The organism is Agrobacterium sp. GW821-FHT14E08 (assembly GCF_058803865.1).
The window spans coordinates 108793-133952 of record NZ_JBXAPJ010000008.1; the positions used below are offsets into that span (position 1 = coordinate 108793).

Below are 25160 nucleotides of genomic sequence, written 5' to 3' on the forward strand. Positions count from 1 at the left end.
CCTGATAAATTCCACTTAATAGATTAAATAGGAACCAGACCCCCATGAGCCTGATGGGCAGCAACCACACATATTCGGGCCGTTACAATCGTCGCCTCGTTTTCGACCTTATCCGGTCTGGCGATGGCATCAGCCGGCGCGACCTTGTTGATGTGACGGGTTTGAAACCGCAGACAATGTCCAATATCTGCAAGGACCTGATCGACCGCTCGCTGGTGGTGGAAACAATCCAACAGGAGGGTGCGCGCGGCGCACCGCAAAAGAAGTTGCGGGTTCGCGCCGAAGCGGGTTGCTGCCTGGGCATTCATGTGGATCGCGATGGGCTTCTGGGTATCGTCTGCGATCTGGCGGGACAGGAACTGGGGCGCGAAACCGCATCGGCATCGCTCGAAGATCCATCCGATACGATCCGCGCCATCGCCGACATGACGCAGCGGCTGCGCTCTGTTGCGGTGGATCGTGCCGCCTGGGGCATCGGTATTGCGATGCCGACACTGCAGGAGGCGGAATTTGAACATCCTGTCGGTCCGCCGGGCTGGAATGCGTGGAGCCGCATACCGGTGGCGGAAGCCATCGAAGATGCATGCAATCTCCCCACCATCATCGAGAATGACGCGACCGCCGCAGCGGTTGCCGAACTGAGGGCTGGCAGTGCGGCAGGACTGACCCATTACGTCCATATTTTTGTCGGGCATGGACTTGGCGCCGGCATCATCAATGACAGCATGCCGCTTCAGGGATTTTGGAATAATGCTGGAGAAATCGGTCTCCTGACATGGCCCGCGGAACTCGCCAATCCAGATGCGGTGGGGCAGACCCCTTTTTCCATCGACGAGCTTGCAGCGATGCTGTCGTGCGAAAGCAGGGAGATTGCGCGGCCTGGCGCGTTAGAGAAACTTTACACTCAACGCGACAGTGTTCTCATGCGGTGGCTCGATCTCAATTCAAAGCGTCTGCGGTTGCTGGTTTCGCTGCTTGAAAACATCATGGACCCGCAGACTATCGTGGTCGGAGGGCATTTTCCGGCAGTCCTCACCAATTCCCTGATCGACCGGGCCTACCCGCTTTTGCCGTCCGTCAGCGCCCGCAGCCACCGGGATATTCCCCGGCTGCGTGCCGGCGCCCTGGGACTGGAGGCCGCCGCCATCGGCGCGGCCATGCTGCCCGTGATTGCCCATGGCAGCCCGGACTTCAGGCGTCTCTCATCCATGCGCGGACGCAGCCAGACTATCGATTTCGAAAGACGCTTTGATCGGGTCGCAGGCGCGCCAACGGATGACGACACGTCTTCCTGATTTGTATAACTCTCGCCGACAGGACTAAAACATGAAAATCGCAGTCGCCGGGCTTGGCTTTCGGCTTGCCAATGTCATTGCCTCCTTCCGCAAGGCCTGCCCCGAATTGGAAATCGTCGGCCTGATGGATCCCCAGCCTGCGGGACTGCCGGCCATTCTGTCTTCCGGTCTGCAGGAGCCGCGACGTTTCGAGACCATGGAGGCGATGTTGACGCAGACGCAGCCGGATCTCCTCATGGTCGGCTCGCCCAATCTTTTCCATCTGGATCATATCACCGCCGGATTGCGCGCCGGCGTACGGGTTTTCACGGAAAAGCCAGTGGTGATAGATGAAGACCAGACGATGAGGATGGCAAGGCTGCTCGCTGAATATGGCAGTGACAGCGTTATGGTGGGCCTCGTACTGCGTTATTCTGACCTATACCGGGATCTGCTTGCGGCACAGGCTGAAGGTCACATCGGATCGATCACGTCGATTGAGGCATCCGAGCATATCGCACCTTATCACGGCGCCTTTTTCATGCGCGATTGGCGGCGTCATACGCGCTACGCAGGCCCCTTCATCCTGGAAAAATGCTGCCACGATATCGATCTCTATGGCAGCGTTGTGGGGCAGCGGGCGATGGCCGTCGCCAGCTTTGGAGGCCGAAAGTCCTTCGTTGCGGAAAACAGTCCGGATCGGCTCTCCGCGTTTCAGCAGCAGGAGTTCTATAAAAAGCCCAGCGGTTGGCTCGAGAGCGCCGCCGTCTTCGAGAGCGATGGTGATATTATCGACTATCAGACGGCGATCGTCGAATATCAGAGCGGGGCGACGATGTCGTTTCATACCAACCTCAACGTACCCGATCAGTTTCGCCGCTTCTGCGTTATCGGCAGCAAGGGAATGGCCGAGGGTGATTTCATCCGCAATCGCTTCGAGGTTCATTCCGCCGTAACGGGTGAAAAGCTTGTTGAGCGGCGTTACGAAGGGCATGAAAGCGATCACTATGGCGCCGATGATCAGATGGCCTCGGATATCTACAGGCATCTGACAGAGGCTGCATCGCTGCCCGTCAATATCGTCGCGGCTTTGGAGGCGGGGCTCGTGGCAATCAAGATCGATGAGGCGCGCCGTGCACGACGGACCATCGAGCTTGCCGAAACCTGGCAGCGCTTCGACGACGCGCTCCATACCTCACATGCTGCTGCTTGAGGGGCGCGATTATGACCATGCCAGCCCTTTCATCGTCCGTCATCATCCGCAACGCCCAACCGTCCGATGAGGCGGCGATCCTCGACATCGGCCTGCGCACCGCCGATCGGGGTCAGGACGGATCGCATTGCTATAGCGACCCGAGACTTCCAGGTTTGGTGTGGGCCCTGCCCTATGTTCGCTTCTGTGCGGAAAATGCCTTCGTGCTGACGAAGGACGGAGCCGTCATGGGCTACTGCGTCGCGGCAGCCGATACGACTACCTATGAAGACTGGCTTGAGGCCGAATGGTGGCCGCACGTGCAGGAAGAGCTTTTAGATTTCTCACCACGAACGGCAGAGGATGAGAATATTCTTTCCTACATTCAAAGCGCGCCACGGACACCTTCTCAGGTGAAGGACCTCTATCCCGCTCATCTGCATATCAACCTTCTGCCCGAAGTTCAAAATGGCGGTCATGGATCGACGCTACTGCGACATCAACTGGATGCATTGCATAAGTCAGGCGTGGGAGGCGTCCATCTGGGCGTGAACCAGCACAACGAGAAGGTCATCGGCTTTTACGCTAAATTCGGCTTCGTGGAGTTGGATCGAACACCATCGATCCTGATGGGCAAGCGGCTAGTTAGATGAACCATTTAAGGCGCGTCGGGATTCTCCAGATCCCGTCTTAACGCTAGAACGACCTTATTTTCACAATTGTAGTCCTAAGACCGCCTAACGCTTTCGTGTAACAAATTTTAGGAGGCGAAACTGGCCTCTAATAGCCCGCTACCTTATCGCATATTGGCTTTCTCTTGATGCAAATCGAACCTGCGACCCGCCATTAGTCGCGGAGGCTCTGAATGTTTACGAAAGTCGATTCACTCTCGCCAGATTTCCATTTTCCAACGCGAGGTCGACCGCTTGATGGACATGCGGCGAAACAGCCATCATAGTGTCAAAAAAGAGCGGCGCTCCGAACTGGTCTGCCAAACGGCATTATCGGCAAAACCCGGCGAAGCATCTGCGCCGATCTGAACCGCGTGGGAGGGTAAGTCGCGCAGTACGATCTGCGGGCAGATGAACAGCCTGAAACAAAAGTGGCGATATAACAGAAGAGATTGTCAAACGTCCTATCGTCACTTGTGGACGGGCCTACGGGCGAAGCAAGAGTTCGCAAAATCATCCGCGCTTGAGCCATTACGGGTTCGATATGCCTGCTGGCTCGGTTGGATGCCCTTCTCACATCAACGGATTGTGCGGTTCTGGAGGATAAGGCTAATGGAATTGAGATTTCTCAGTGAGGCTTTTCTCGCTTTCATCCTTTCCGCCGCAATCGTCTCCGCCCAGCAGGCGTCAGACACGGTGGCACCCGAGAAAGCCACGGTGGTCGCAACTGCCAAACGTGTCGAGTCAAGGAGATTTATGGTCGCGGCAGCCAATCCGCTGGCGGCTCTGGCGGGACGCGACGTGATTGCTAAGGGCGGCAACGCCATAGATGCGATGGTGGTAGTGCAGACCGTGCTCGGCCTCGTTGAACCACAGAGTTCTGGTCTCGGCGGCGGCGCCTTCCTCGTCTATTACGACGCAAAAACCGGCAAGCTGACGACGTTGGACGGCCGGGAGACAGCGCCGATGGAAGCGACGCCAAAGCTCTTCCTGGATAACAACGGTCAGCCGCTAAAATTCATGGACGCAGTGGTCGGCGGTCGCTCTGTTGGCACGCCAGGAACGGTGCGACTTCTGGAGGAGGCCCACAAACGCTATGGAAAGGCGGAATGGGCAAGCCTGCTGAAGCCGGCGGAAACGCTGGCGAGCGAGGGCTTCAAAGTGTCGCCGCGTCTTGCCTCCCTGATAGCGTCGGAGGGAGAACGGTTGAAGAAATATGCGGAACCCCGCTCCTATTTCTTTGACACGTCCGGGGTCGCCCTCGGGAACGGTGCCTTGTTGAAGAACCCCGCTTACGCTGAGACGCTTTCTGCGCTTGCAAAAGGCGGTGCCGATGCCTTTTACAAGGGGCCAATTGCCGAGGCGATCGTCAAGACTGTGCGCGAGGCGGCCGACAATCCCGGCGTGCTGTCGCTGGCCGATCTTTCCAATTATCGCGTCATCGAACGTGAACCACTCTGCTTTATCTATCGTGGTCTTGACGTTTGCGGCATGGGAGCGCCATCGTCGGGTGGCATCGCCGTTGGCCAGATTCTCGGCATCGCGGAGAATTTCGATCTCAAAACCCCGGGGCCAGAAAATGTTGCCAATTGGCGCATTATCGGCGATGCACAGCGTCTCGCCTTCGCCGACCGCGAGCGTTACGTCGCCGATGCCGATTTCATGCCGCTACCGATCAAGGGTCTGTTGGACAAGTCCTATCTGGGAGAGAGGGCAAAGCTGCTCGACGGCGACAAGGCGTTGGCAAACGACACCGTCAAGGCCGGCGAGCCGGAATGGGACCACGCGCTACTTTTCGGCCGGGATGCCGCACTCGAGTTGCCTTCTACAAGTCATTTTGTCATCGTTGACACGGAAGGCAGCGTGGTCTCGATGACGACAACGATCGAAAATGGCTTTGGCTCGCGTCTCATGACGAACGGATTTCTGCTCAATAACGAGTTGACGGACTTTTCCTTCAAGACCCATGACGGCGGCCTGCCGATAGCCAACCGCGTCGAGCCCAGCAAACGGCCGCGCTCCTCCATGGCGCCAACGATCGTGATGAAGGACGGCAAGCCGCTGCTCGCCATTGGTTCGCCTGGTGGCAGCCAGATCATTGGCTATGTGGCGCAGGCGCTGATCGCTTATATCGATTGGGGAATGCCCGTGGAGACAATCGTCGCCCAGCCGCATCTCATCAACCGGTTCGGTACCTACGACGTTGAGGCCAACACCAGCGCTGAAAATCTGGTAGAGGGGCTGAAAGCGCTGGGCTACGAGGTTAAACCGGGTGAGATGAACTCCGGTTTGCACGCTATCGAGATGACCACCCAAGGTTTGGCTGGCAGCGCCGACCCACGACGCGAGGGAATGGTTATTGGGGAGTGAGACGCTCCATCTCTTGCTGGGCTAGGATCGATGGTCGAAATGAGTAGGTGGTGCGATGCGGAAACCATGCTTACCATTCTCTGTTTCTGGGCTATCTGCCAAGACATGACCTATATCTTGCAGTCTGCCCATTGACCGAAGGTCGAATGCAAACCCCAGCCTGGATTTTCACCGGCCAGCATGCGGGCATAGGGCTCACTTTCCATCGCGAGAGCGCAGTGTTCCGCAATGCTATTGAAACCTGTTTTAGAGGCTTCAGCCGGAACGGCATTTCCAATCTAGCCTGCATGCCCTTCGATCCCGAGCGGGCAAGCAACCTCGACCAGACGCTCTATACACAGCCAGCGCTCCTGCGCTGGCAATATGCCCTTGCTGAGATACTGCGGAGCTGGCATCTTGCGCCCGATTTCGTCTTCGGCAACTCGGTCGCCGAATTCGTCGCCACCGTCATCCTGCATTTGAAAGCGCGGGGGCTTGCGGCGTTCATCTTCATCGCGCAGTTTCCAGAAACCGGGACCGGCAGGGTGAGCAAGAAAGACCTGCGCGAACGGGTGAAGCAATCTCACCTTCACGCTGACCTCGACAACGGAGACCAACTCATGCCTTCAGCGAAAGACCTCGGCATCCGGGCCGAAACGCCCACCGATTGCCAAAACCTCGGCGACATCCGCCAGGCGATCGACACGATCGACCGTACGCTTGTCGACCTGCTAGGCCTGCGCATGGGCTATGTCCTGGAGGCGGCCCGTTTCAAGCCAGACGTCGCAAGCATACCCGCGCCCGAGCGAGTCGCTGCCATGCTACCGGAACGGTGCCGCTGGGCGGAGGAAAATAAACTGGACCCGAATTTCGTCGTACCACTGTTCAGTCAGATAATTCAATGGTTTATCCAGCAGCAGATTCGCCATTGGGAACAAAAGAACGCGCCCCGGAACAAGGCGGAGTAGGACATGGCGGACGCACATTTCCCCGCAGTGTGCGCGAAGCGGCCGATGAAATCGCGCGTTTCATCGGCACGCGGCCAATCGTTCCATTTTTGCTGCAAGCAGTGACGTCGAAGTTGTTTGGTTTTTCGGTAAAATGCGACGCCCTTTGATCCAACGGGCTGTCTCCGCTTCGTCAACACCTCCTGCGAAGGTGTCAGCTGATACTGTTATGTGAGCGAATCCATTTGTTGCCGGGCGATGTCGAGCTTGTTTCGAAACCTCTTGCCGGTACTTGTTAGCGCCGTCTGTATTTTAAGAGGGTGGCGTTTCCAAAAGATGTCGTCATAGTCGATATAACCGGCGACACATATGTGTTTGGTATTGCGATGAAGTGCGCCAAGGTCATCTATCCCGCTTGAAACGACGTCAGGCCAATCCGGCGAAATCTGGAGCCCCCATATTTTTATCCGTGCAAAAGGTGATTACACCTATTGCAAGGGAGCGCTTGAAACCTCCACTCGAAAGTCCTTAATCTGGAGACTTGGATCAACAGAAGTTTGATCTGCTCTTGGGGTGAATCTGGGAACAAGGCTTACAACGACGTTGCTGGTCAATTCCCCGCGCAACCGTGCTTGGTTCGTTGCAGCGAACCTGAACGTCGAACCTGCCCCGCCATGATGATCGCCATGATCAACAGTCAGGTTGAAGAGGGCGATGGAACCGACCTTGTAGTCGCCGGCACCAGCCTGTTGGCCTTCCGGCAGGTTCACAAAAACGTCGAACCCGGTAAGGCCATTCGCTGGCGAATCCAGACGGACGCCTTCGAGAACGATAATGACCGATGTGGCCTCGCGCAGCGGTACAGAGCTGAACACGCTGTTCAAACGCGGATCACTGTCGCTGGGCAATGCAAACGCAAGGCTTACTCCCGACGTCGGTACGGTCACCGAGGTTGCTGCATTCAGGGCAAGAATGCTTCTGCCAAACGGGCGGGCATTCGCTGAGATTGTGCGGGAAACCGGTGGGCGCTTTGTCACCTGCGCAACTTTCTGGGAAAACGGAGCCTCCAAGCTTTCATAGACTTGGCCGAGTGGCGAGGTGGAATTCATGTCCAGGGTGCTCGCGACTGGCTTGTAATCCGCGTCCTGATCGATCGGGAACGCGAACTTGCCAGCGGCAAACGATGCAGCCTGATCCGGCGCTTTGCGTTTGAGAGAAATCCAGGCCGTGAAGAGTCGATCGATATTGCAGTGATGTAGCCAGAATATCGGATCCCGGGCTGCGGTCGGCACGCGCCCCATATCCGATATGGCGCCGCCCGCCACGCCGATATGTATGTCACCGTGCTCACTTCCTTCTAAGCCTGTCTGGAAGCCGAAGAAAGAGGTGTCGTCGAGCGCTCCTGACGATGACGAAAACCAGACATCATCCCCGGCTTGGACAGCTGGATCCCTATTCCTGTTGTAGAGGGAATTCTTTTCCTTCTTCCCTGCGTCTAAAAATTCTTCCCGGAAGATCGCGGGAAGGGACGGATTTTTATACCAGTCCCAATAGGGAAGCCGGAGTGTCGGGACGCCGGAAAGTTTTTGCAAATTCCTCTCTATCGCCGCCAGGTAAGCGCGGTGCCAGATGAAAAAGAGACTTTCGTCTTTATGGCACTGAGACCAGTAGGCCTTAATCGTTGCAGGCAATTTTCCGGCATCGGGATCGTTAGACGGGATCCCATGAATGGCTGCATAATTAAACCATCCAACTTTCTGATCTTTTGGACGGTCGTAAAGCTTCTGAAAAGCAAGTCGCAGCGACGCTACCTTCTGAGGGTCTTTGGAAAACGTCTCGATATCCTCCCTCGCGCCTGATCCCGCTGCACGGGCAATGTCGAAGCGATTGATGCCCATCAGGATCGCCGCCGTGGTCGCTCCTGCTACAAAACTGCGTCGATGCATGAGTTCCCCTCCATATCTTAAGCGAGTACTTTCCGCCAAATTCAACCCATAGTAAAGTAACCGTCAGCGATTTGTTTTTTCGTGCTGGGCGCAAAAAGAACTGAGGGCGGCTTCGATCTGTCAAGATGGGCGGTGGAAGTTGAGGGGCCGCGCTAAACTCGTATCGGCGCCACATTTTCGGGCGCAGAGATCGGTATTTAGGCAAGAACAGGGGCGTAAATCTTCTGCGCCGGGCAGACCAAGCTTCGCCAGTTGTTTGAAACGACTACCGCGGTACCGCCGTCGTCCAGTTCTGGAAGCCAAGGAGAAATAGCCACTGAGGAAAACGGGTAACCTCCGCGACCATTTCCGCCTTCTCAGCCAATTTCGGTCACTTGGATTTACAACTCCGCCTTATCGTAAGCTCGCCGGCGCGCTGTGATGGTGTCCAGATTGTCGTGGACCCAGAAGTTAAATCCCTCAAGGGCACGCAAAGCTCCGTGGCCGATCTCTGTCAACTCGTATTCGACACGCGGCGGCACTTCGGGGAAATAGTGACGCATAACAAATCCTTCGCGCTCGAGATTACGCAGCGTGAGCGTCAGCATGCGCTGGGTGATCTCACCGACCTCTTTTCTCAATGTCGAAAAGCGGAGCCGATGATCTTCCGCGAGAGAAAGACGCCAAAGAACCGGCACAGTCCATTTGTCGCTCAGCAGGCTGCATACTCCGTTTGACGGGATGGTTCTGAAGTGTCTGTCGTTTTCTGATCCGCGCGATGGGCCGGCATTGATCTGCTTTTCCAAGGGTATCATCCTTGTGCCTGATGCTGAAAAATGTGCCGTCTTCCGGCAGCACTACATTCGTATATATAGACGGTCCTAGTTTAACGCGAGGGCTTCAAGTGACCAATAGCAAGCATCCCATTCTGGTTTTCGGCGCTACCGGAAGGCAGGGAGGATCTGTCGCCAAAGCCTTGCTGAAGGCAGGATGGCCTGTTCGCGCACTCGTGCTGGATTCCACCAAAGCTGCATCGCTACAGTTACGGGATGCAGGCGTGGAGCTTATCCAGGGTTCATTTGAAGAGACCAAAGTAATCCGCACAGCGATGAAAGACGCTTTCGGTGTCTTTAGCGTACTGCCAGCCAACCTGGCTGCCGAAGACGAAGTCCATCATGGTATATCGATTGCGGATATCGCTGCCGAAACCGGCATCAACCATTTTGTTTATTCTTCGGGCGCCAGCGTGGGGAATGAACTGACAGGCGTTCCGCGTTTCGACGCCAAGCCTCGTATCGAAGCCCATATTCGACAGCTCGACATGACGACGACCATCATCCGGCCGATGATTTTCATGGAAATGCTGGTGCGACCTGGCTTCGGTCTGGAGGAGGGCCGGCTGGTGTCCCTGATCCGACCCGACCATTCCATTCAGCTCACCGCCGTGGAAGACATCGGCAGGTTTGTCGCTGCCGTGCTTGCCGACAAATCACGCTTCGGCGGCGCAACACTTAAAATCGCCAGTGATCGACTGACCGGCCCCGAGCTTGCGGCTGCCTTCAGCGCAGCAGCCGGTCGCTCGATAGCCTATGAACGGTTTCCGGACGATGTTTTGGCTGCAAACGCTGATCTCGCGCATATGGCAGAGAGCCTGGTAGACGGGCCGCTCGCCGAGCTTGTCGATCTGAAAGTCATGCGCGAAATTAACCCCGACCTTCTCACTTTCAGGTCCTGGCTCGCTGGCAATGGGCGCAAGCTGCTCGATGCAGCCTTGCAACCGTCGGTCTAGGGACATACGCCAGCCTCAATAATGACAAGCGAACCACAATGCAACCTAGCAGACGCTTGCAGTTCATCAGTCGCGCGCCAGGGCCTCGATCGGGTCCAACTTTGCCGCATTGCGGGCCGGAAGGAAGCCGAAGACGATTCCGATCAGGGTTGAGCAGGCGAAGGCCACCATGATGGAGCCCGAAGAGAAGATCATTTTGAAGTCGGGGCTCAGCAAATTGAAAAGAGCGCTGATCCCGAGGGCGAGCATCACTCCCATGAAGCCGCCGACAAGGCAGACCATGACGGCCTCGATCAGGAACTGGGAAAGGATGTCGCTGCGGCGCGCGCCGACGGCCACACGAACGCCGATCTCCTTGGTGCGTTCGGTCACGGATACCAGCATGATATTCATCACGCCGATGCCACCGACAATCAGCGAGATCACGGCGACTGACGAAATCAGCAGCGTCAGGGTCTGCGTGGTGGTCTCGATAGTCTCGCGAATGGTCGCCGAGTTGGTGAGGAAGAAGTCTTTCGCGCCATGCCGACGCTCGAGAAGGCGCGAAACTGCGGCCTCGACATTGCCCGGATCGACATCGTCTCTGATACGGACCGTTATGCCGTCGACGTTCGGACGACCCAGCATGCGGCCCATGACGGTTGTGTAGGGCGCATAAACCGTCAACGTATCAACCGCCGGGCCGAAGGAGTTTTCCCGTTTCGTCACACCCACAACCCTCGCCGGCATTGTGCCCAGAAGGATGACCTGCCCCACCGGGTTAACCCGGTCTGGAAACAGGTCTCGCGCGGCGTTTGCGTCGATCACCACATTCTGGCTGTAGGCGGTAACGTCCTGGGCGTCGAACAGTTGTCCATGCGCCAGCTCAAGACCCCGTACACGAAAGAAGTCGGCGCCAACTCCGGTGACTGACGCATTTACGGCCACGGCGGCGCGCTTGACAGTTACGCTCGTCGTGACGGTTGGTGTCACGCTGTCGACATAGGGCTGGTTCACCAGCGCTTCTGCATCGGCGGGAACCAGCGTCCGTATCTTGCCCGCTTCCAGATCGCCGAAGCCTTTCCCGGCCCGCACCTCGATCGTGTTGGTGCCGAGCGAACTGATACTGCTCAGGATTTGTTGCTGCGAGCCGGCTCCTAGTGCCGAGATAGCCGCCACCGAGGCGATACCGATGATGATGCCGAGCATGGTCAGAAGCGAGCGCATCTTGTGCGCCCATATTGCCGCGCCTGCCATACGAAAGGCTTCGGTCATCCGGTCAATTGCGCCACGCCAGCCAGCGCCCGGCGCGTGCTCGCGGATGGGGCGGGCCGTCGCGGCGGATTTGGATATATTGCGCTCGTCGGAAATGATAACGCCGTCGCTGATCTCGACAACCCGATCCGCGTGTTCCGCGATCTTCTTGTCGTGAGTGACGAGGATGATGGTGTGCCCTTCGGCGTGAAGCTCGCGCAGGATCTTCATGACTTCGGCGCCGCTGTGCGTATCCAGCGCTCCGGTCGGTTCATCGGCCAGAATTATCTCGCCGCCATTCATCAGGGCGCGGGCAATCGACACCCGCTGCTGCTGGCCGCCCGAAAGCTTGCCTGGGATATTGCCCGTCCGCTCGGCGAGGCCCAGCCGGGTCAACAAGGAGATCGCTCGCTTGTGCCGGTCGGATCGGCTGCGTCCGGCATAAATGGCCGGCACCTCGACGTTGCTGGCCGCGCTGAGATCGCCAAGCAGATGATAGCGCTGGAAGATGAAACCAAAACGCTCACGGCGTAGCGCCGCCAGTTCGTCAACGGACATCTTCGAGGTCTCGCGTCCTTCGATCCAGTAGCTGCCGTCCGTCGGACGATCGAGGCAGCCAAGGATGTTCATCAGCGTCGACTTGCCGGAGCCAGAAGCACCGATGATGGCCATCATCTCGCCGGCCTCGATGTCGAGGTCGACGTCTTTCAGCACTCGCACCATCTCGTCGCCTGCGGGGAAAGCGCGGGATACCCCACGTACGCGGATCAGTGGTTCCGTCATAGCGCGCCCTACCGTTTCGCCGCGGCCAGTTGAGCCTGGCCATCCGTGCGTTCGTCCGTGGATGCACCCAGAACGATGGTCTCGCCTGCCTGAAGACCGCTAAGGATCTGGATGTCCGCGCCGTTATCGATGCCGACCTGGACCTGCCGGATCTGGACCTCGCCCATCGCGTCCAGTATGCGCACACGCGCCGTATCGCCGGCCCGGGGCGCCCCTTCCACCGCACTGAGCGGAACCAGCACGGCGCCGCTGACGCGGCTCAAGACGATGGACACCTGCGCCGTCATGGAGGGCCGCAGGACCCCGTCCGCATTCGCCACGTCGATCAGCCCGGTGTAATAGACCGCACCGTTGGTTGAGCCAATCCGGCTCGCCGCGGCGTTGCTCTCGTTGGCGATGGAGGCCGGGGCCGGTTCCACCTGTCGCAACTCCCCATCGAAACGACGCTTCGGATCGCCAAGAATGCTGAACCAGACCGGCAGGCCCCGCCGCACACGCACGACGTCAGCCTCGGAGATATCCGCGCGCACCGTCATTGTGTCCAATCGTGCGATCATGACGATGGTCGGCGCGGTCTGCAGGGCATTCACGGTTTGGCCCTCGTCGGTGACGATCGCGACCACCGTGCCGGCGATTGGGGCAGTGATGCGGGTATAGTCCAGTTCTATACCCGCAGACTCCAGCGCGACCTGCGCTTGGGCGACCTGAGCGTCCAGCGACTGAACCTCAGCCCGCGCGGTGTCTCGCATCGCAACCGCAGCGTCATACTGGGCGCGCGGCGTGGAACCACCTGCCAGCAGGTCACGCTCGCGCTCGAAATCCTTCTCGGCTTTCGCCAGACCGGCGCTGCGCGCGGCGTGAACGGCGCGGATGTTGGCCAAAGCGGCCTCGCGGTCCCGCAAGGTGTTGCGCCGGGTCTGGGAATCGATCTCGGCCACCAATTGGCCAGCCTCGACGATGTCACCGATCTTGACAGCCAGATGCTCAATGCGACCCGAGGCCTGAGCGCCGACACGCACCAGCTCGAGCGGTTCGAGAACCCCGGTCGCCAGCACCACCTCTTCAATGTCACCCGTTCGCGCCTGCGCTGTCACCAGTTCAAGCTTTGCCGGCGGACGCAGAAACAGCAGCCAGACGCCCAGCAGACCGACAAGGGTTGCCGCCCCCAGGATCAAACGCTTGCGGGTAATGTGTCGTGTCATTTAGTCGTGGCCCATGCTATTGAAATTTGCGGGCTTTCTCTGTCACGAGAGTTACCTGAAAATTACGGAGAGCCGTCGTCGCGCCTATCCGTTTGGCACGCGCTGGAAGATCAACCGATCAGCAAAGAGTGCTTGCAATGTGGATGGCGTGCCAAAGATTGTGCGCCAGACATCAAGCGATCGCGGCCGTGCTCAGCCAACGTCGACGAACGAAGATGCCTTGACCAGTTGGCGCAGACGACGGGCCCTACCGCTGCTGGAAAACGCGCTTCTCGCGCCAGCGTACGGCAAATGTGCTGCCCTTGCCTGGAGCGGACGAAAGCTCAACGTAGCCGCCGTGACGGGTGACGATCTCGTTGACCATGCTGAGCCCCAGGCCCGCACCTGAGCCGTGAGGGCTGATCCGGTAGAACGGCTCGAATATGCGCGATTGCTTATCGCCGGCAATTCCGCAGCCCTGATCGGCGACAGCCACGCTGCCGTCAGCCTCAATACTGACCGATATCTGTCCTTTGCCGCCTCCGTACTGGACTGCATTACGCACCAGATTGACGAATGCACGCTCCAGAGCTTCGGCATCGCCGGGAACGAACAGGTTTTCCGCATCGCTATCGAACGAAATATCGTAACCTTCGGCGATCGCCAGGGGAGCAAGGTCGGCAACCACCTTCGACACAACGCTGTTGAGATCGACGGGTGCATTCTGCTGGGGCTTCTGCCGGTACTTCTCGGTGTCGAGAAGCTGGTTCGCGATCGCTGTAAGTCGCTTGATGGCCGTCTGCAGGTGTGTCTTGTCCGCACCTGGTGAAAGCGTATCGATTCTTACCTGCAGGACAGCAATCGGCGTTCGAAGTTCATGGGCCGCGTTGACAAAGAAGCGCTCCGTCGCCTCGAAGCCGCTGTCGAGACGACGCAGTGCCCTGTTGATGTCGCGCACCAGACGAAGCACCTCAGTGGGCAAGCCCCGCTCTTCCACCAGGGCGCCACGTGTGTCGAGATCGATCCTGTCGAGACGCCTGGTCAGATCGCTGAAGGACCGCAAAGCCAAGCGTGTGACAAACGGGACGCCAATCAGGGAAATGGCGACGAGGATCAGCGCCGGCACGCCGATGGCAAGGTTCCCCAGCAGCACGGTCACACCATATTGGGACATCGAAACGCCGCCGGCAAAAATCGTGGCCTCACCGGCCTCTGTATCGAAACGCTCCATGCGGGCGACACTCAACGGATCATTCAGGTCACCATGGAGCTCGACACTTCTGAACGTCCGCAGGAATGGCATGTTGTCGGCAATTTTCCCGGGAGGCGCGCCGTGTGCAAGGACAGTATCTTTTCCAAGGTCTGCCACGAACCACAGGTCAGGCGCGTCCTCCATAATCTCTTTAAGCTCGGCCGTCGGAACCAGATGAGGTCGGCCATTCGGCTCGAGACGAACCGAGTCTGCGATTTCCTGAGACAGCCAGATGGACGTGATCGCCACATCGGGCTTGAGGCCAGAAAGGAGATAGAAAACCAGGCTGAGCGAGGCTATGACCGCGCAGAGCTGCAGGACAATAAAACCAAAAGTAAATCGCCAGCGAAGGGATGTGCTGGTCATCCTATTTCTGCTCATGAAGGTAGTAGCCTATGCCACGAATGTTCTTGATAACAATGTCGGCCTCCGCTTCGCCAAGCTTTCGGCGCAGGCGAGACATGTTGGACTCCAGTGAGTTCGACTGGATCTCATCGTCAAAGGAATAGACCTGCCCCTCAAGGGACGAGCGCAACACGGTACGACCACGGTTCCTCAGAAGAGTTTCGATGATGAGCAGTTCCCTGCGGGTGAGCGCAAGTCGGACGCCGTTGACATGCACATCGCATGAAACCCGGTCATAGGTGACGTTTCCTGCCGACAGGACGAATGGGCCAGCTGTCGGCACCCGCCTCAGCACAGCGCTCATTCTGGCAATCAACTCGGGAATTTCGAACGGCTTCGGCAAATAGTCATCGGCGCCGTCATTGAGGCCGGAAATTCGCTCGTCGGTCGACCTCAGAGCGGAGATAATGATCGATCGCGTATTTGAACCCGTGCGGTGCAAATCGGCGAGGAAGGTACTGCCATCGCCATCCGGCAGTTGCCGGTCGATAAGGACAATATCGTAATCCGCCATGGCGATTGCTTCCCGCGCCATCGCCAGATCTCCAACAGCATCCAGCACGATGCCATGCTGCGAGAGGGCCGTCCTCAAGGCATCCGTCATTTCCGGATCGTCTTCGATAAGCAGAAGTTTCATAGTGGCCTGATCGTGCAAGTCCCGGACAGCTGTTCTCAAGAATTCTAACAGCAAATTTATATGTATGTTTCGGATAAACTCGACTGCCATGACCGACTGGCCGCCAAGTCAATCGGCGGTCCAGATGTCCGGCACCGGGGAACCGAAACCTGCTGAGTATCCAGCCGGCTTTTAGCCCCCGTCGCCAAGACCAGCTCCTTATCGGCAGCGGCCGTAGTTATCCCGATATCTGCAACCGTAATCGCGCCGGTCCCGATTTTCCCAGCGATCGCGGCGGTTCCTGTCGTTTCGTTCACTGATGTTCCCAATGACAGCCCCTCCAGCACCACCCGCGGCGGCTCCCACTGCAGCACCTTGCCACGTGCCGCTTGCCAGCCCGCCAATGATTGCACCACTGGCCGCACCAATACCGGCGCCCTTTTCCGTCTGGCTGCAAGCCGTCAGCGTCAAACAAACCAATATGCCTGAAATGATCTTTTTCATGTCTGTCCTTTCGATCCATCGCCGCTACGGTCGCTCGTCGACCGTTGAGACGCGCCAAGGCGACGACGTATGGCTACCGAAAATTACGTGGAAGTTACGCAGGACCCTCGACACCGACACCAGTCGAAAGCGTAAGTTCGTGTAGGATGCGCGTTTTCGCGATCAGCAATTCTCAGGTAATTCCGCCCGCTTAATCGACAGGCTCCGACTGGGACTATGGTGGCCGACACGGTACGATGATCCACTCTTCCTTAGCGGAATTCAAACATCATCCGGAGAGGTTCTTTTTCCACGGCACTAAGTGGTGCGAATGCCTTTATGACTCGACGTCGGCGCTTGCAAGCACGCAGTCGCGCCAAATCCGAAACCGCTCCACAATGCCGCGCGGCAGCGGTTTCGCTGTTTTGCCTCCAGAAATACCTCACAGCTTCAATCCACGGAGCAAGCTTTCCAGATTTTTCTCACCCTCTTTGGTCTGTGCTCCTCCCTTTAGTCCGCCACGGATAAGCTTTTCAGCGGTCGGAAGTTCGAACAACCCTTTCCAGGCACCATGCTCGCGCTTGAAGCCATCCCCCAGGTCTTCAGGAGGCAACGCCTTTTTGGCCGCCGCGATAACGCCATCGGGCAAGGCAGCGATGTTGCGTGCAAGCCGATCGACAAAGCCGTCGAGTTCGGATGCTGGCAATGCGCGATTGATCCACCCATAGCTTTCCGCCCTCGTGGCATCGATTAGATCGGCGCCAAGGATTACTTCGAGAGCCCGGCCGCGTGTCATCCGGCTCGACAGATATTGCGTGGCCCCGCCGCCCGGCGTGATGCCCATCAACGCCTCACATTGGGCAAGGCCTGCCCGTCCCTCTGAAGCGAAGACCATGTCGGCAGCGGCCACAAACTCCGCTCCGCCGCCACGCGCCAGACCGTCGAGCTTGACGATCGTCACCTGCGGCTGCGCCCGCAGAAGTTCACCAAACGCTTGGAATGGGTTGAGACCGTCCGGCACATCGCGGATAAAATCATCGAAGGCATGAGGCTGATCAATCAATGTCATGTCGACATGCGCGATGAAGAACTCTGGATCCGCGCTCTGGAAAATCAGTACGCGCGTGTCGGGATCATCGCGCACGGCAATAAGAAAGCGGCGGATCTCGCTCATCAAGGGCACATCGAGAACATTGACTGGCGGATTGTCGATTGCGATCGTCGCAATGCCCTCTGATTTGGAAATTCGCAGCCGGCTGAAATCGGTGTCTGTCATGGGTAAATCTCTATCCTTCGGGAACTTCTGGCGCCCGTGTTTTGCACCATTGACCTTAAAGTATTCATCGAATACCTAGCGTCAATTACGCACCTGAAGCATCCCAAGTATGCCGGAGGATACCGATGGATGAGACGATCAATAATGCTGACCCCATTTACCGTGCGGATTGTCCAAGCCGGGTGATCCTTGACCAGATCGCCGACAAATGGTCGATGATGGTGCTTGCCGTGTTAAGCGAGCCACGGCGCTTCAATGCGATCAAGCGTCGCCTCGATGGCGTCACTCAACGCGTATTGACACAGACGCTGCGAAAGCTGGAGCGCAATGGCATGGTGACGCGCAGGATACTCGACGGACGTGTGCTCGGGGTTGAATATGCCTTGACGCCACTGGGCAGGTCACTTCAGGGACCTTTCGCGATCCTGTTCGACTGGACCGTTGCTAACATCGACGTGATTCAGGACTGCCAGCGCCACTATGACGGGACATCAGCAGGCGCCCGGTAATGCTTGAAGCTGCGGACTGCTCCGCGGCCGCCGGGGGGAAGCCAGCAACGCAGATTTATTCGAAGAGGCCTGCAATTTTCTCTCCAGTTTCGGAATTGCCCTTCCAGTCGATTTATCTGCGACCCGTCAACTATCAGGGCTTTGCTCGCAAAAGGTTTGACGCACTGTTGTTTCGTCTGTCGCGCCAGTTACGCCAGTTGCTCTCGAAGTTTGGCGTTCTCGGCCTCCAGTTCTGCAAGCCGCTCGCGGATCGGACGCAGACCCTCTTCAATCTGTACCTCCGTGTAGCGCGGCACGATGTGCTGGGGGCAGTTCCAGTCGAAGTTCTGCAAGCGGAGCCGCACGATACGCTCAGCCCTGCCCGTCGTTCCGTCCAGGACTGCTGCCGTCAATGCGGGGTCTGCATCCAGAGACATCGCTTCGGCATGAACATAGATCTTCAAGCGAGCACGGCGCGGATAATCCATGAGAAAGAGGCATGCCTTGTCGTTTGCCGAAAGGTTCCCCACGCTAATGTATTGGAAGTTTCCACGGTAATCGGCGAAAGCGAGTGTCCGATCATCCAGAAACTTGAGAAATCCTTTGGCCCCGCCCCGATGCTGGAGATAGGGCCACCCGGTCTCGGACGTTGTCGCCATATAAAAACTGTCGCGATCGGCGATGAAACTTGCCTCCTGATCGGTAAAACGGTCAAACTCGCGATGCCCGCGGAAATTTTCCCACATGGATGCAACACCCAGTTGCTGCTGCACCTTCCGCACCGCAGGCGTCACCGCTATATCCAGAAACCCATAGGTCATTGCCGTCTCCCAACGCTGAACGTTTCGCATGGCACCAACATAGTCCCTTTATAGGGATGAATAATCAGCGGATTTTGGATAGTATCTGCGCGAAAAGTGAGGAAATCCATGGATCGTCTGGAGGCCATGACGTTATTGATCGAGACGCTGGATGAAGGCAGCTTTTCGGCTGCCGCAAAAAAGCGCGGCGTGCCGGTGGCAACCCTCACCCGAAAGGTTGGACAACTCGAAAAGCATTTGGGCGCCGCCCTTCTGGTTCGATCGACCCGTAAGCTGTCCCTGACTGACGCCGGACAGCGATACCTAGCAGGCGCACGGCAGATCATCACGCATGTGGCGGAAGTAGAGCGAGAGGCCGCGGGTGAATTCCGCGAGCCCACGGGGCGGCTGGTTGTGAGCGCACCGCGAATGTTTGGCCGCCTCCACGTCCTGCCGATCATCAAGGATTTCCTGCAGCTTCACGAAGGGATTACGGTCGATCTGCAGCTTAGTGACGGCAATGTCGATCTTGCGGCGGGCGCCGCTGATATCGCGGTGCGGATCGGGGCATTGGGGAACAACGGCCTGATCGCCACTCGGCTGGGCAGCATGCGCACCGTGGTTGTCGCCAGTCCAGCGCTTCTTGATCGTCACAGAGAGGTTCGGCACCCGGATGATCTGAAATCTCTACCTTCCATAAAGCTCACATTGCCAACACCGGCCACTGCCCACGGACCGCAAAAATCCAAAATCGACTGGCCTGATGGCCAAATCCGATTGCTGGTTCCAAGCACGGAAGCGGCGATTGATGCGGCTGAGGCAGAGTTGGGCTTTGTGCGGCTTTTGCACTATCAAGCGGCCGATGCACTTGTTTCCGGCCGGTTGCGTCTGCTGCTTGCAACATTCGAGGGAGAGCCAGCACCAGTGCACATTCTCCACGCCCCGCTGCCACAATTGCCTCAAAAAACCCGACGCTTCCTGGATTTCGCGAGCAGCAGACTGCGTTCAACTCTGACTGCTATTGGAAAGGCCTGACGCAACCATGGCAGAAAAAATCATTCAGGCAACTCAATACGTTTCACTGGTATTAAAGAGATTCGAACAGATGGCGCCTAATTTGACCCACATCTAAACTCCGTAAGCCATTGAAACAGCGTTCGATCGACGTCCACCCGACGCTGAACGCCCAGATTAATTTTCGGGCTTTGTCGGCAAAGAGCATGAGCTGCTAAATCTCCAATTAACCTATGAAAGGTTCTTTTGGTAAAGGAGCAGGACCGTCACGAAGGTAATAAAACCCATCGCGGTCAAGCCCAAGGCTCGTATCTTTGCCGCCCGATCACGATGAATTAGCGCAGTTACAAAAGTGCAAAGGGACCAGACGCCTGTGACGATGATCAACAGCCAAGAATATAGAAACGGACCGAGGTCGTAACCGCCACCGCCGATCGAGGCTCCAGAGCTCGTATCGATCTGAACTACGATCAGCGAAAAGACGGGTATTACAAGTATCGAGAGCCACACCCAAAACCACTTATTTTTCATCAAAGGTAACTCACCCCAAATATACAGGTTCCGTCAGATCAGTGGCGGATGATGCGCTTCAAATCGGTTCGGCAATGTCAACGTTCCGTCTCGGTTCATGGCCAGGTTGCCAACCTCTTTCATCTCGATCGGAAACATTTCACTGTCATAAACCATCGCGAACTCCGCGCCAGCGCCGTCACCCCCTGTCGTGAAATTGCATTGTCGACCGTGCTCTGAAATTTGGGATGCGTGTCTTGCCGCGGCTCCGGTCCTTGAAGGCGACGTTACCCTTTCGGCACCCGTCACGACAATGCACTGCCGCGAGGTGTTGATCTGCCAGCCTCATGCGCCTTCGCCCTTTCAGAGCTGTCCTGATAAAAGCCCAAACGCGCCAGGCCGTTTTTCACTTCCGGCGCATTCATGAACAAATCCCAGATGAGACCGGTGCGATGGTTTTCCATCATTGCGACCACCGGGCCCTGATTGATCGCAAGATGCGTTCGGGAGACCCAGCCTGTTGAAGGCTGAAAGGCATCCATCAGGCCGAAGCGGCCGACGAGCGCGCCATCACGCCATTGCAGGAAGCGCAGCGCCGCCTGTTGAGACCTCAGCGGCATAAAAGGCATGCTGGAGAGCGCCGCCGTCGTTGCGACGATACCGTGATCATTGGTCGGAGAATTGACGACGTAACCCTTTGGCCCATCACAGGCGGACAGACCCCATCCGTCTTCGATTGCGTAGCGCGTTCGGCAGTAGCGGTAATTGATCTGGCAATGGGCGTGAGCCTGCGCCAGATAATCGCCGCAGTAAGCATCGCCCAAGCCTTGCGGATTGAGTGTACAAAACGAGTAATGCGACAGAAAGAGCGGCCCTCCATATGGCTCGCCAAGCGGCAGCCACACACCGAGATACTTCGATCCATTCCGGATTGCGCCACGGCGCGCCCACCCGAAATGATAACACTCCGGGCTTATCGGATGCGCAACCGAACCTGCCGCCAGCACATAACAGACCAGAGCCTCGTTCCAGCCCACAATAGGCAGATTTTTCGCCCAGGCATACCGAGGACTCCAGTGCCAGAAAAGCGGCCCTGTTTCTCCCCTGGTAAACCAGTTCCATTCGACAGCCTCGACTATTTCAGTGATAGACTGGCGCAAACCAGTCTCTTCGGATGTCTCTCCGCAGAAGAACTCCCGAACGCAGATAAGCGCCTGAACGAGAAGCGCGGTTTCGACAAGATCACCGCCGTCATCGTATTTCGCAAAGGGTATTGTTTTTCCGCTCGATGTATCGACGAAGTGAGGAAAGGCGCCGTGAAAACGCTTCACTCCAGCCAGAGATTCCAGCATACGGCACACGCGCGCAATGGCGTCACGCTTGCTTATCCACGTACGATGAACGCCAACGATGAGCGAGAGGAAACCAAACCCGACACCCGAGATTGAGGTGATCTCATGGATCGGCGAACCATCGGATCGCATCCGATCCCTGGGCAGCCCGCTCTCAGGATGGCTTCCGGACCAGAAATAGTCAAAGGTAGCGCGATGCAGGCTATCAAGTTGACCGGGTAATTCGTCTGTCACTTCCAACCTCAAAAGATCCGCGACAGTTGGGAGCAGATCCGTGCCAAGCCTTATCCGACTCGGCTACTATTTCCAAATGCGCAGGAATTCTTCGCCGGGAACGGAAGCCAACATTCAAAAACTGGCTCCGCGACGCCGATGTGGATTTAACATGTCTTTCTACCAAAGCTGAGACCTTGAGAACGACCAATCTTGCTTCACTAGGGTTTTCCGATACCGTCATGAACAGAGGTTTCGCAACGGAGGGAAGATGGGATGTGTAATCACTGCGTGATAGAAGACGTGAAGAAGAACATGCTGTCGCGTCGTATGCTGTTTAAAGGTGTGGCCTTTGCGGGTGTGGCGATGGCCGCGGGAAATCTGGCGACACCGGTCCTTGCTCAGACGGCTCACAAAGTCGTCGATCTCACTCATGTGTACGATTCAACCTTTCCAACATTTGATGGCAAGCCCGGAATAGAATTCGAATGGGCAGCAGATATCGCCAAGGACGGGTACCAACTCCATAAATTGACGGTTTTCGAGCACACTGGAACCCATATCGATGCGCCTTTCCACTTCAGCGCCGATGGCGCCAGCGTTGATCAGCTGGAACCACAAAAGCTGGTCGCGCCTCTGGTCATCATCGACATCACCGATCGCGCCAGGGAAGATGCCAATTCGACCATTGAGGCGGCGGATATAGAACGCTGGATCAGCGCAAATGGCGAGATTCCCGCAGGTGCCGTCGTGGCTTTGCGTTCTGGCTGGGCAACAAAGGTTAAAAGCCCCGCCTTCCGTAATGACGACGCTGGAAAATTCGCCTTTCCCGGCTTCAGCAAGTCGGCGACCGATTTACTGCTCGAGCGCGACACCGTTGCAATCGGCGTCGACACGCTGTCGCTGGATCCGGGCAATTCTGCCGATTTCGCCGTGCATAATTCATGGCTTCCGGCCGGCCGCTACGGTATCGAAGGTCTGAACAACCTTGAAGCGTTGCCGATCAAGGGAGCGACAATCGTCGTTGGCGCGCCAACCCACCGAAGCGGCACAGGCGGACCGGCTCGTATTCTGGCGCTTGTTTAATCGTAACTGGTCTCCTGGCGATGAACGACGACCTCCGGAAAATCCGGCGCGTGAAAAGCTTGCCGATACCTGGCTGAACTACAGATAAAGAGGAGTGTGCCTGGCGCCACTGCGCAGTCGCGGACTCTCTTTGCAGCCGACCATACCGGTCCATCGATTCACTGAAAATCGAACAAGCGCTCAAAGCCGCGATTATATATTACGATGTGCGATCTCTTCCGGATTGCTGGACGACTGACCGGTTTATCAGCGGCAATTACGTTCTTTCGGGTGCCGACTACACGCGGCCTGCGACAGCCGCTATGTTGGATTTACATCCCGGAAACAAAGTCTGAACGGTGGCGCTGTTCAAGCGCACGACAAAAAAGGATATGATCATGGCGACGACACCGCGGCGACCGTCCAATCCGAAAGACGCGGCAGAGGCGTTGTTCAAAACGGCAAAAAAGGTCGCAGCGCCGGTCGTTGAACGGCCTGCAATCCCCAACACCAGGGAGCTTGTATCATTGAAGATCGACAGCGACGTCCTCGCGCATTTTCAGGCGGACGGACCCGGCTGGCAAGAGCGCATAAACGATACCTTGCGAGCAGCAATGAATGCGTCCAATTAACAGCTCTTGAAGGGATCGAAACTACCACATTCAGATGAACACTGTGGTTATCTGGACCAGGGATTGATCGCCTTCAGCCCTGCAGTTTCGAAAGGGCTTGTGTCGCGAGTTGCGATCACTAGGGCGTTTGCTGCCGCTGTGGCCAATGTAACCCTCCCGTCCTTGATCACTGGGGTCGACGCACAGCGACCTCATTTCAGCTGATGCGTCCGCGCGGAAAGTTTGTTTCCGTCGGGGTCGCGAAGATAGGCGACGAACGCGCCGTTCGGTCGTTCCGTGGGCGGGCTCTCGATTGCCATGCCGCCATGTGCCACACCAGCGGCATGCCATGCCAGGACATGGTCGGGGGTCGTCGCTGCAATTCCGATCGTTCCACCATTAGCGGCGGTTGCCGGCTTGCCGTCGATCGGTTTCGTTATCATCAGCCGCCCTCCTTCATGCGCGTAGATCAGTCGACCTCTCGCATCCATCTCGCCGGGCTTCCCCCCTAGGGCAACAAAGGTTGCGTCGTAGAATTTTCTAGATCGTTCCAGGTCGTTACTGCCGATCATGACGTGGGTGAACATGCTTTATCTCCTCTCAGGTGATAACTGAATTTCATGATGCTACCGGTCAAAGTTACCTAAATATCTGGCTGGCGATGTACCAAGCGCTTTCTTGAACATCGTGATAAACGCAGACACGGATTCATATCCAAGGTCGCCCGAAACCTGCTGAACTGTCGACCCGGCCGCGAGGCTGCGGATTGCGACGATCAATTGCAGCTGCTGTCGCCAACGACCGAATGTGAGACCGGTCTGGTGCTGGACGAGACGTGCGAGCGAATTCTCACTCATCCCGACCCGCCTTGCCCATAGCGCCATCGTACTGCGATCGGCAGGATGGTCAGCAAGCTCCGATGCAATCCGCATAAGCCGGGGCTCATCTGTAAGCGGGAGATGAAGATGCTCTATCGGCATCCGCGATAATGCCGACAAAAGGAGTGTTGCCATGAGTTCTGAATCTGCGGTCACTGCTGCGGGCTGATTAGCCATCTCAATGATAAGCTCCCGGATGAGCGGGGATAGAGACAGTGTGCAGCACCGGTCCGGCAGATCGGCAGCGCCCGGCTCGATGAACAGAAAAAACAAACGCGCGTTGGCGGTTGCCACGTTGCTATGCGGCATGCCACCCGGAACCCAGACGCCGCAATGGGGCGGCACCATCCACATCCCGCTTGGAACGCGACATGTCACGCCGCCCCGTGAGGCCATGACAAGCTGCCCTTTTTGGTGGCGGTGTTCAGGTGCCTCCCGTTCGTTCTGGGATACATCGATCCTCACAGCGTGCACTCGCGCCGCGGACTTTTCTAGGTCGTGGTCGCCCAGGGCTGCAGAAAGAGACAAGGGCGGATGGTGGAATTTAGTCATCATTTGAGAGGATATCTAAATTCATCAACAGGCTTTGTCGATAGAGTCATCCCAGATAATTCGGAGAATGACGATGTCAGTGCAACATCATGAGCCTGGATACTGGTCTGATATCTTTCAGACAGAAATTCGATTGCCTCATACCTGCGATTCCAAGCATTACATCATGCCTCCAGACAGCGAGGGGCGCAGGGCCAGCCGCATAGCTATCGCGCAAATGGCCGTGAAAGCCTTCCTTGAGAGAGTTGGCGTTTGGTTTGCCCCCCGATCACGGACACCGTCGGTCGTTTCAAGCGCTGAT

Annotated in this window: 22 protein-coding genes and 1 pseudogene; 11 read left to right on the forward strand and 12 right to left on the reverse strand. The window is 57.2% G+C overall.

Going from position 1 to position 25160, the window contains the following annotated elements; genetic code table 11:
• Positions 1-44 precede the first annotated feature (44 nt).
• The 5 genes from AC1ROR_RS22990 to AC1ROR_RS23010 all read left to right on the forward strand — a co-directional run bounded on the left by AC1ROR_RS22990 (position 45) and on the right by AC1ROR_RS23010 (position 6454).
• Positions 45-1295: an ROK family protein gene (locus AC1ROR_RS22990; RefSeq protein WP_035225402.1), complete on the forward strand. Its 1251-nt coding sequence runs from the start codon at positions 45-47 to the stop codon at positions 1293-1295.
• A gap of 31 nt (positions 1296-1326) precedes the next feature.
• A complete protein-coding gene (locus AC1ROR_RS22995; protein ID WP_035225403.1) occupies positions 1327-2487 on the forward strand; it encodes a Gfo/Idh/MocA family protein in 1161 nt (386 codons plus the stop codon).
• 11 nt (positions 2488-2498) lie between these two features.
• Positions 2499-3119, forward strand: a complete 621-nt coding sequence (locus AC1ROR_RS23000) for a GNAT family N-acetyltransferase (protein WP_498590860.1) — start codon at positions 2499-2501, stop codon at positions 3117-3119.
• Between the two features lie 630 nt (positions 3120-3749).
• Positions 3750-5507 carry a gamma-glutamyltransferase gene (gene ggt, locus AC1ROR_RS23005; RefSeq protein WP_498590861.1) on the forward strand — a complete coding sequence of 586 codons (1758 nt, stop codon included), beginning with the start codon at positions 3750-3752 and terminating at the stop codon, positions 5505-5507.
• A 146-nt stretch (positions 5508-5653) separates the two neighbouring features.
• The gene (locus AC1ROR_RS23010) at positions 5654-6454 is read left to right on the forward strand and encodes an isochorismate lyase (protein WP_498590862.1); all 801 of its coding nucleotides are present in this window, start codon (positions 5654-5656) and stop codon (positions 6452-6454) included.
• A gap of 467 nt (positions 6455-6921) precedes the next feature.
• Here the strand turns inward: AC1ROR_RS23010 and AC1ROR_RS23015 are convergent, their stop codons facing one another.
• Positions 6922-8379: a tyrosinase family protein gene (locus tag AC1ROR_RS23015; RefSeq protein WP_498590863.1), complete on the reverse strand. Its 1458-nt coding sequence runs from the start codon at positions 8377-8379 to the stop codon at positions 6922-6924.
• A gap of 380 nt (positions 8380-8759) precedes the next feature.
• Entirely contained in the window at positions 8760-9173 is a 414-nt protein-coding gene (locus AC1ROR_RS23020) for a winged helix-turn-helix transcriptional regulator (protein ID WP_498590864.1), read from the reverse strand.
• A gap of 89 nt (positions 9174-9262) precedes the next feature.
• On the opposite strand from AC1ROR_RS23020, the gene AC1ROR_RS23025 reads away from it, so the two are divergent.
• A complete protein-coding gene (locus AC1ROR_RS23025) occupies positions 9263-10147 on the forward strand; it encodes an NmrA/HSCARG family protein (RefSeq protein ID WP_498590865.1) in 885 nt (294 codons plus the stop codon).
• Between the two features lie 66 nt (positions 10148-10213).
• Here AC1ROR_RS23025 and AC1ROR_RS23030 read toward each other — a convergent pair whose 3' ends face one another.
• From AC1ROR_RS23030 to AC1ROR_RS23055, 6 genes are all read right to left on the reverse strand, one after another.
• Positions 10214-12163, reverse strand: coding sequence for a MacB family efflux pump subunit (locus AC1ROR_RS23030; protein WP_498590866.1), 1950 nt, complete (start codon positions 12161-12163; stop codon positions 10214-10216).
• 8 nt (positions 12164-12171) lie between these two features.
• Positions 12172-13365 (reverse strand): efflux RND transporter periplasmic adaptor subunit, encoded by a 1194-nt coding sequence (locus AC1ROR_RS23035; protein ID WP_498590867.1) that lies wholly within the window; start codon positions 13363-13365, stop codon positions 12172-12174.
• Between the two features lie 247 nt (positions 13366-13612).
• Positions 13613-14962: a sensor histidine kinase gene (locus AC1ROR_RS23040; protein ID WP_035225418.1), complete on the reverse strand. Its 1350-nt coding sequence runs from the start codon at positions 14960-14962 to the stop codon at positions 13613-13615.
• Position 14963: 1 nt separating this feature from the next.
• Positions 14964-15638: a response regulator transcription factor gene (locus tag AC1ROR_RS23045; RefSeq protein WP_080839184.1), complete on the reverse strand. Its 675-nt coding sequence runs from the start codon at positions 15636-15638 to the stop codon at positions 14964-14966.
• 198 nt (positions 15639-15836) lie between these two features.
• A complete protein-coding gene (locus AC1ROR_RS23050; RefSeq protein WP_142172327.1) occupies positions 15837-16121 on the reverse strand; it encodes a YMGG-like glycine zipper-containing protein in 285 nt (94 codons plus the stop codon).
• A 421-nt stretch (positions 16122-16542) separates the two neighbouring features.
• A complete protein-coding gene (locus AC1ROR_RS23055) occupies positions 16543-17376 on the reverse strand; it encodes an enoyl-CoA hydratase/isomerase family protein (protein WP_035225424.1) in 834 nt (277 codons plus the stop codon).
• 125 nt (positions 17377-17501) lie between these two features.
• On the opposite strand from AC1ROR_RS23055, the gene AC1ROR_RS23060 reads away from it, so the two are divergent.
• Positions 17502-17885 (forward strand): winged helix-turn-helix transcriptional regulator, encoded by a 384-nt coding sequence (locus tag AC1ROR_RS23060; protein ID WP_498590868.1) that lies wholly within the window; start codon positions 17502-17504, stop codon positions 17883-17885.
• Positions 17886-18073: 188 nt separating this feature from the next.
• Here AC1ROR_RS23060 and AC1ROR_RS23065 read toward each other — a convergent pair whose 3' ends face one another.
• On the reverse strand, positions 18074-18685 hold the full coding sequence (locus AC1ROR_RS23065; protein WP_498590869.1) for a pyridoxamine 5'-phosphate oxidase family protein: 612 nt from the start codon (positions 18683-18685) through the stop codon (positions 18074-18076).
• Between the two features lie 108 nt (positions 18686-18793).
• Between AC1ROR_RS23065 and AC1ROR_RS23070 the strand changes: the two genes are divergently transcribed.
• Together AC1ROR_RS23070 and AC1ROR_RS23075 are read left to right on the forward strand one after the other, a co-directional pair.
• A complete protein-coding gene (locus tag AC1ROR_RS23070) occupies positions 18794-19699 on the forward strand; it encodes a LysR family transcriptional regulator (RefSeq protein WP_498590870.1) in 906 nt (301 codons plus the stop codon).
• Between the two features lie 555 nt (positions 19700-20254).
• Positions 20255-20428, forward strand: a pseudogene (locus AC1ROR_RS23075) (IS6 family transposase); the annotation flags it as partial.
• Positions 20429-20493: 65 nt separating this feature from the next.
• Here AC1ROR_RS23075 and AC1ROR_RS23080 read toward each other — a convergent pair.
• The gene (locus AC1ROR_RS23080; protein WP_498590887.1) at positions 20494-21672 is read right to left on the reverse strand and encodes a glucoamylase family protein; all 1179 of its coding nucleotides are present in this window, start codon (positions 21670-21672) and stop codon (positions 20494-20496) included.
• A gap of 357 nt (positions 21673-22029) precedes the next feature.
• Between AC1ROR_RS23080 and AC1ROR_RS23085 the strand changes: the two genes are divergently transcribed.
• On the forward strand, positions 22030-22839 hold the full coding sequence (locus tag AC1ROR_RS23085; protein WP_498590871.1) for a cyclase family protein: 810 nt from the start codon (positions 22030-22032) through the stop codon (positions 22837-22839).
• 377 nt (positions 22840-23216) lie between these two features.
• Positions 23217-23450, forward strand: a complete 234-nt coding sequence (locus AC1ROR_RS23090) for a BrnA antitoxin family protein (protein ID WP_035225458.1) — start codon at positions 23217-23219, stop codon at positions 23448-23450.
• Positions 23451-23641: 191 nt separating this feature from the next.
• Here the strand turns inward: AC1ROR_RS23090 and AC1ROR_RS23095 are convergent, their stop codons facing one another.
• Complete coding sequence (locus AC1ROR_RS23095; RefSeq protein ID WP_498590872.1) at positions 23642-24016, reverse strand: VOC family protein; 375 nt, start codon at positions 24014-24016, stop codon at positions 23642-23644.
• 39 nt (positions 24017-24055) lie between these two features.
• Entirely contained in the window at positions 24056-24862 is an 807-nt protein-coding gene (locus AC1ROR_RS23100) for an AraC family transcriptional regulator (protein ID WP_035225437.1), read from the reverse strand.
• Between the last annotated feature and the right edge of the window lie 298 nt (positions 24863-25160).

Coding starts and splice junctions, on each gene's coding strand:
- AC1ROR_RS22990 (WP_035225402.1), top strand. CDS start 45: ATGAGCCTGATGGGCAGCAACCACACATATTCGGGCCGTTACAATCGT.
- AC1ROR_RS22995 (WP_035225403.1), top strand. CDS start 1,327: ATGAAAATCGCAGTCGCCGGGCTTGGCTTTCGGCTTGCCAATGTCATT.
- AC1ROR_RS23000 (WP_498590860.1), top strand. CDS start 2,499: ATGACCATGCCAGCCCTTTCATCGTCCGTCATCATCCGCAACGCCCAA.
- ggt (WP_498590861.1), top strand. CDS start 3,750: ATGGAATTGAGATTTCTCAGTGAGGCTTTTCTCGCTTTCATCCTTTCC.
- AC1ROR_RS23010 (WP_498590862.1), top strand. CDS start 5,654: ATGCAAACCCCAGCCTGGATTTTCACCGGCCAGCATGCGGGCATAGGG.
- AC1ROR_RS23015 (WP_498590863.1), bottom strand. CDS start 8,379: ATGCATCGACGCAGTTTTGTAGCAGGAGCGACCACGGCGGCGATCCTG.
- AC1ROR_RS23020 (WP_498590864.1), bottom strand. CDS start 9,173: ATGATACCCTTGGAAAAGCAGATCAATGCCGGCCCATCGCGCGGATCA.
- AC1ROR_RS23030 (WP_498590866.1), bottom strand. CDS start 12,163: ATGACGGAACCACTGATCCGCGTACGTGGGGTATCCCGCGCTTTCCCC.
- AC1ROR_RS23035 (WP_498590867.1), bottom strand. CDS start 13,365: ATGACACGACACATTACCCGCAAGCGTTTGATCCTGGGGGCGGCAACC.
- AC1ROR_RS23040 (WP_035225418.1), bottom strand. CDS start 14,962: ATGACCAGCACATCCCTTCGCTGGCGATTTACTTTTGGTTTTATTGTC.
- AC1ROR_RS23045 (WP_080839184.1), bottom strand. CDS start 15,638: ATGAAACTTCTGCTTATCGAAGACGATCCGGAAATGACGGATGCCTTG.
- AC1ROR_RS23050 (WP_142172327.1), bottom strand. CDS start 16,121: ATGAAAAAGATCATTTCAGGCATATTGGTTTGTTTGACGCTGACGGCT.
- AC1ROR_RS23055 (WP_035225424.1), bottom strand. CDS start 17,376: ATGACAGACACCGATTTCAGCCGGCTGCGAATTTCCAAATCAGAGGGC.
- AC1ROR_RS23060 (WP_498590868.1), top strand. CDS start 17,502: ATGGATGAGACGATCAATAATGCTGACCCCATTTACCGTGCGGATTGT.
- AC1ROR_RS23065 (WP_498590869.1), bottom strand. CDS start 18,685: ATGACCTATGGGTTTCTGGATATAGCGGTGACGCCTGCGGTGCGGAAG.
- AC1ROR_RS23070 (WP_498590870.1), top strand. CDS start 18,794: ATGGATCGTCTGGAGGCCATGACGTTATTGATCGAGACGCTGGATGAA.
- AC1ROR_RS23080 (WP_498590887.1), bottom strand. CDS start 21,672: ATGCGATCCGATGGTTCGCCGATCCATGAGATCACCTCAATCTCGGGT.
- AC1ROR_RS23085 (WP_498590871.1), top strand. CDS start 22,030: ATGTGTAATCACTGCGTGATAGAAGACGTGAAGAAGAACATGCTGTCG.
- AC1ROR_RS23090 (WP_035225458.1), top strand. CDS start 23,217: ATGGCGACGACACCGCGGCGACCGTCCAATCCGAAAGACGCGGCAGAG.
- AC1ROR_RS23095 (WP_498590872.1), bottom strand. CDS start 24,016: ATGTTCACCCACGTCATGATCGGCAGTAACGACCTGGAACGATCTAGA.
- AC1ROR_RS23100 (WP_035225437.1), bottom strand. CDS start 24,862: ATGATGACTAAATTCCACCATCCGCCCTTGTCTCTTTCTGCAGCCCTG.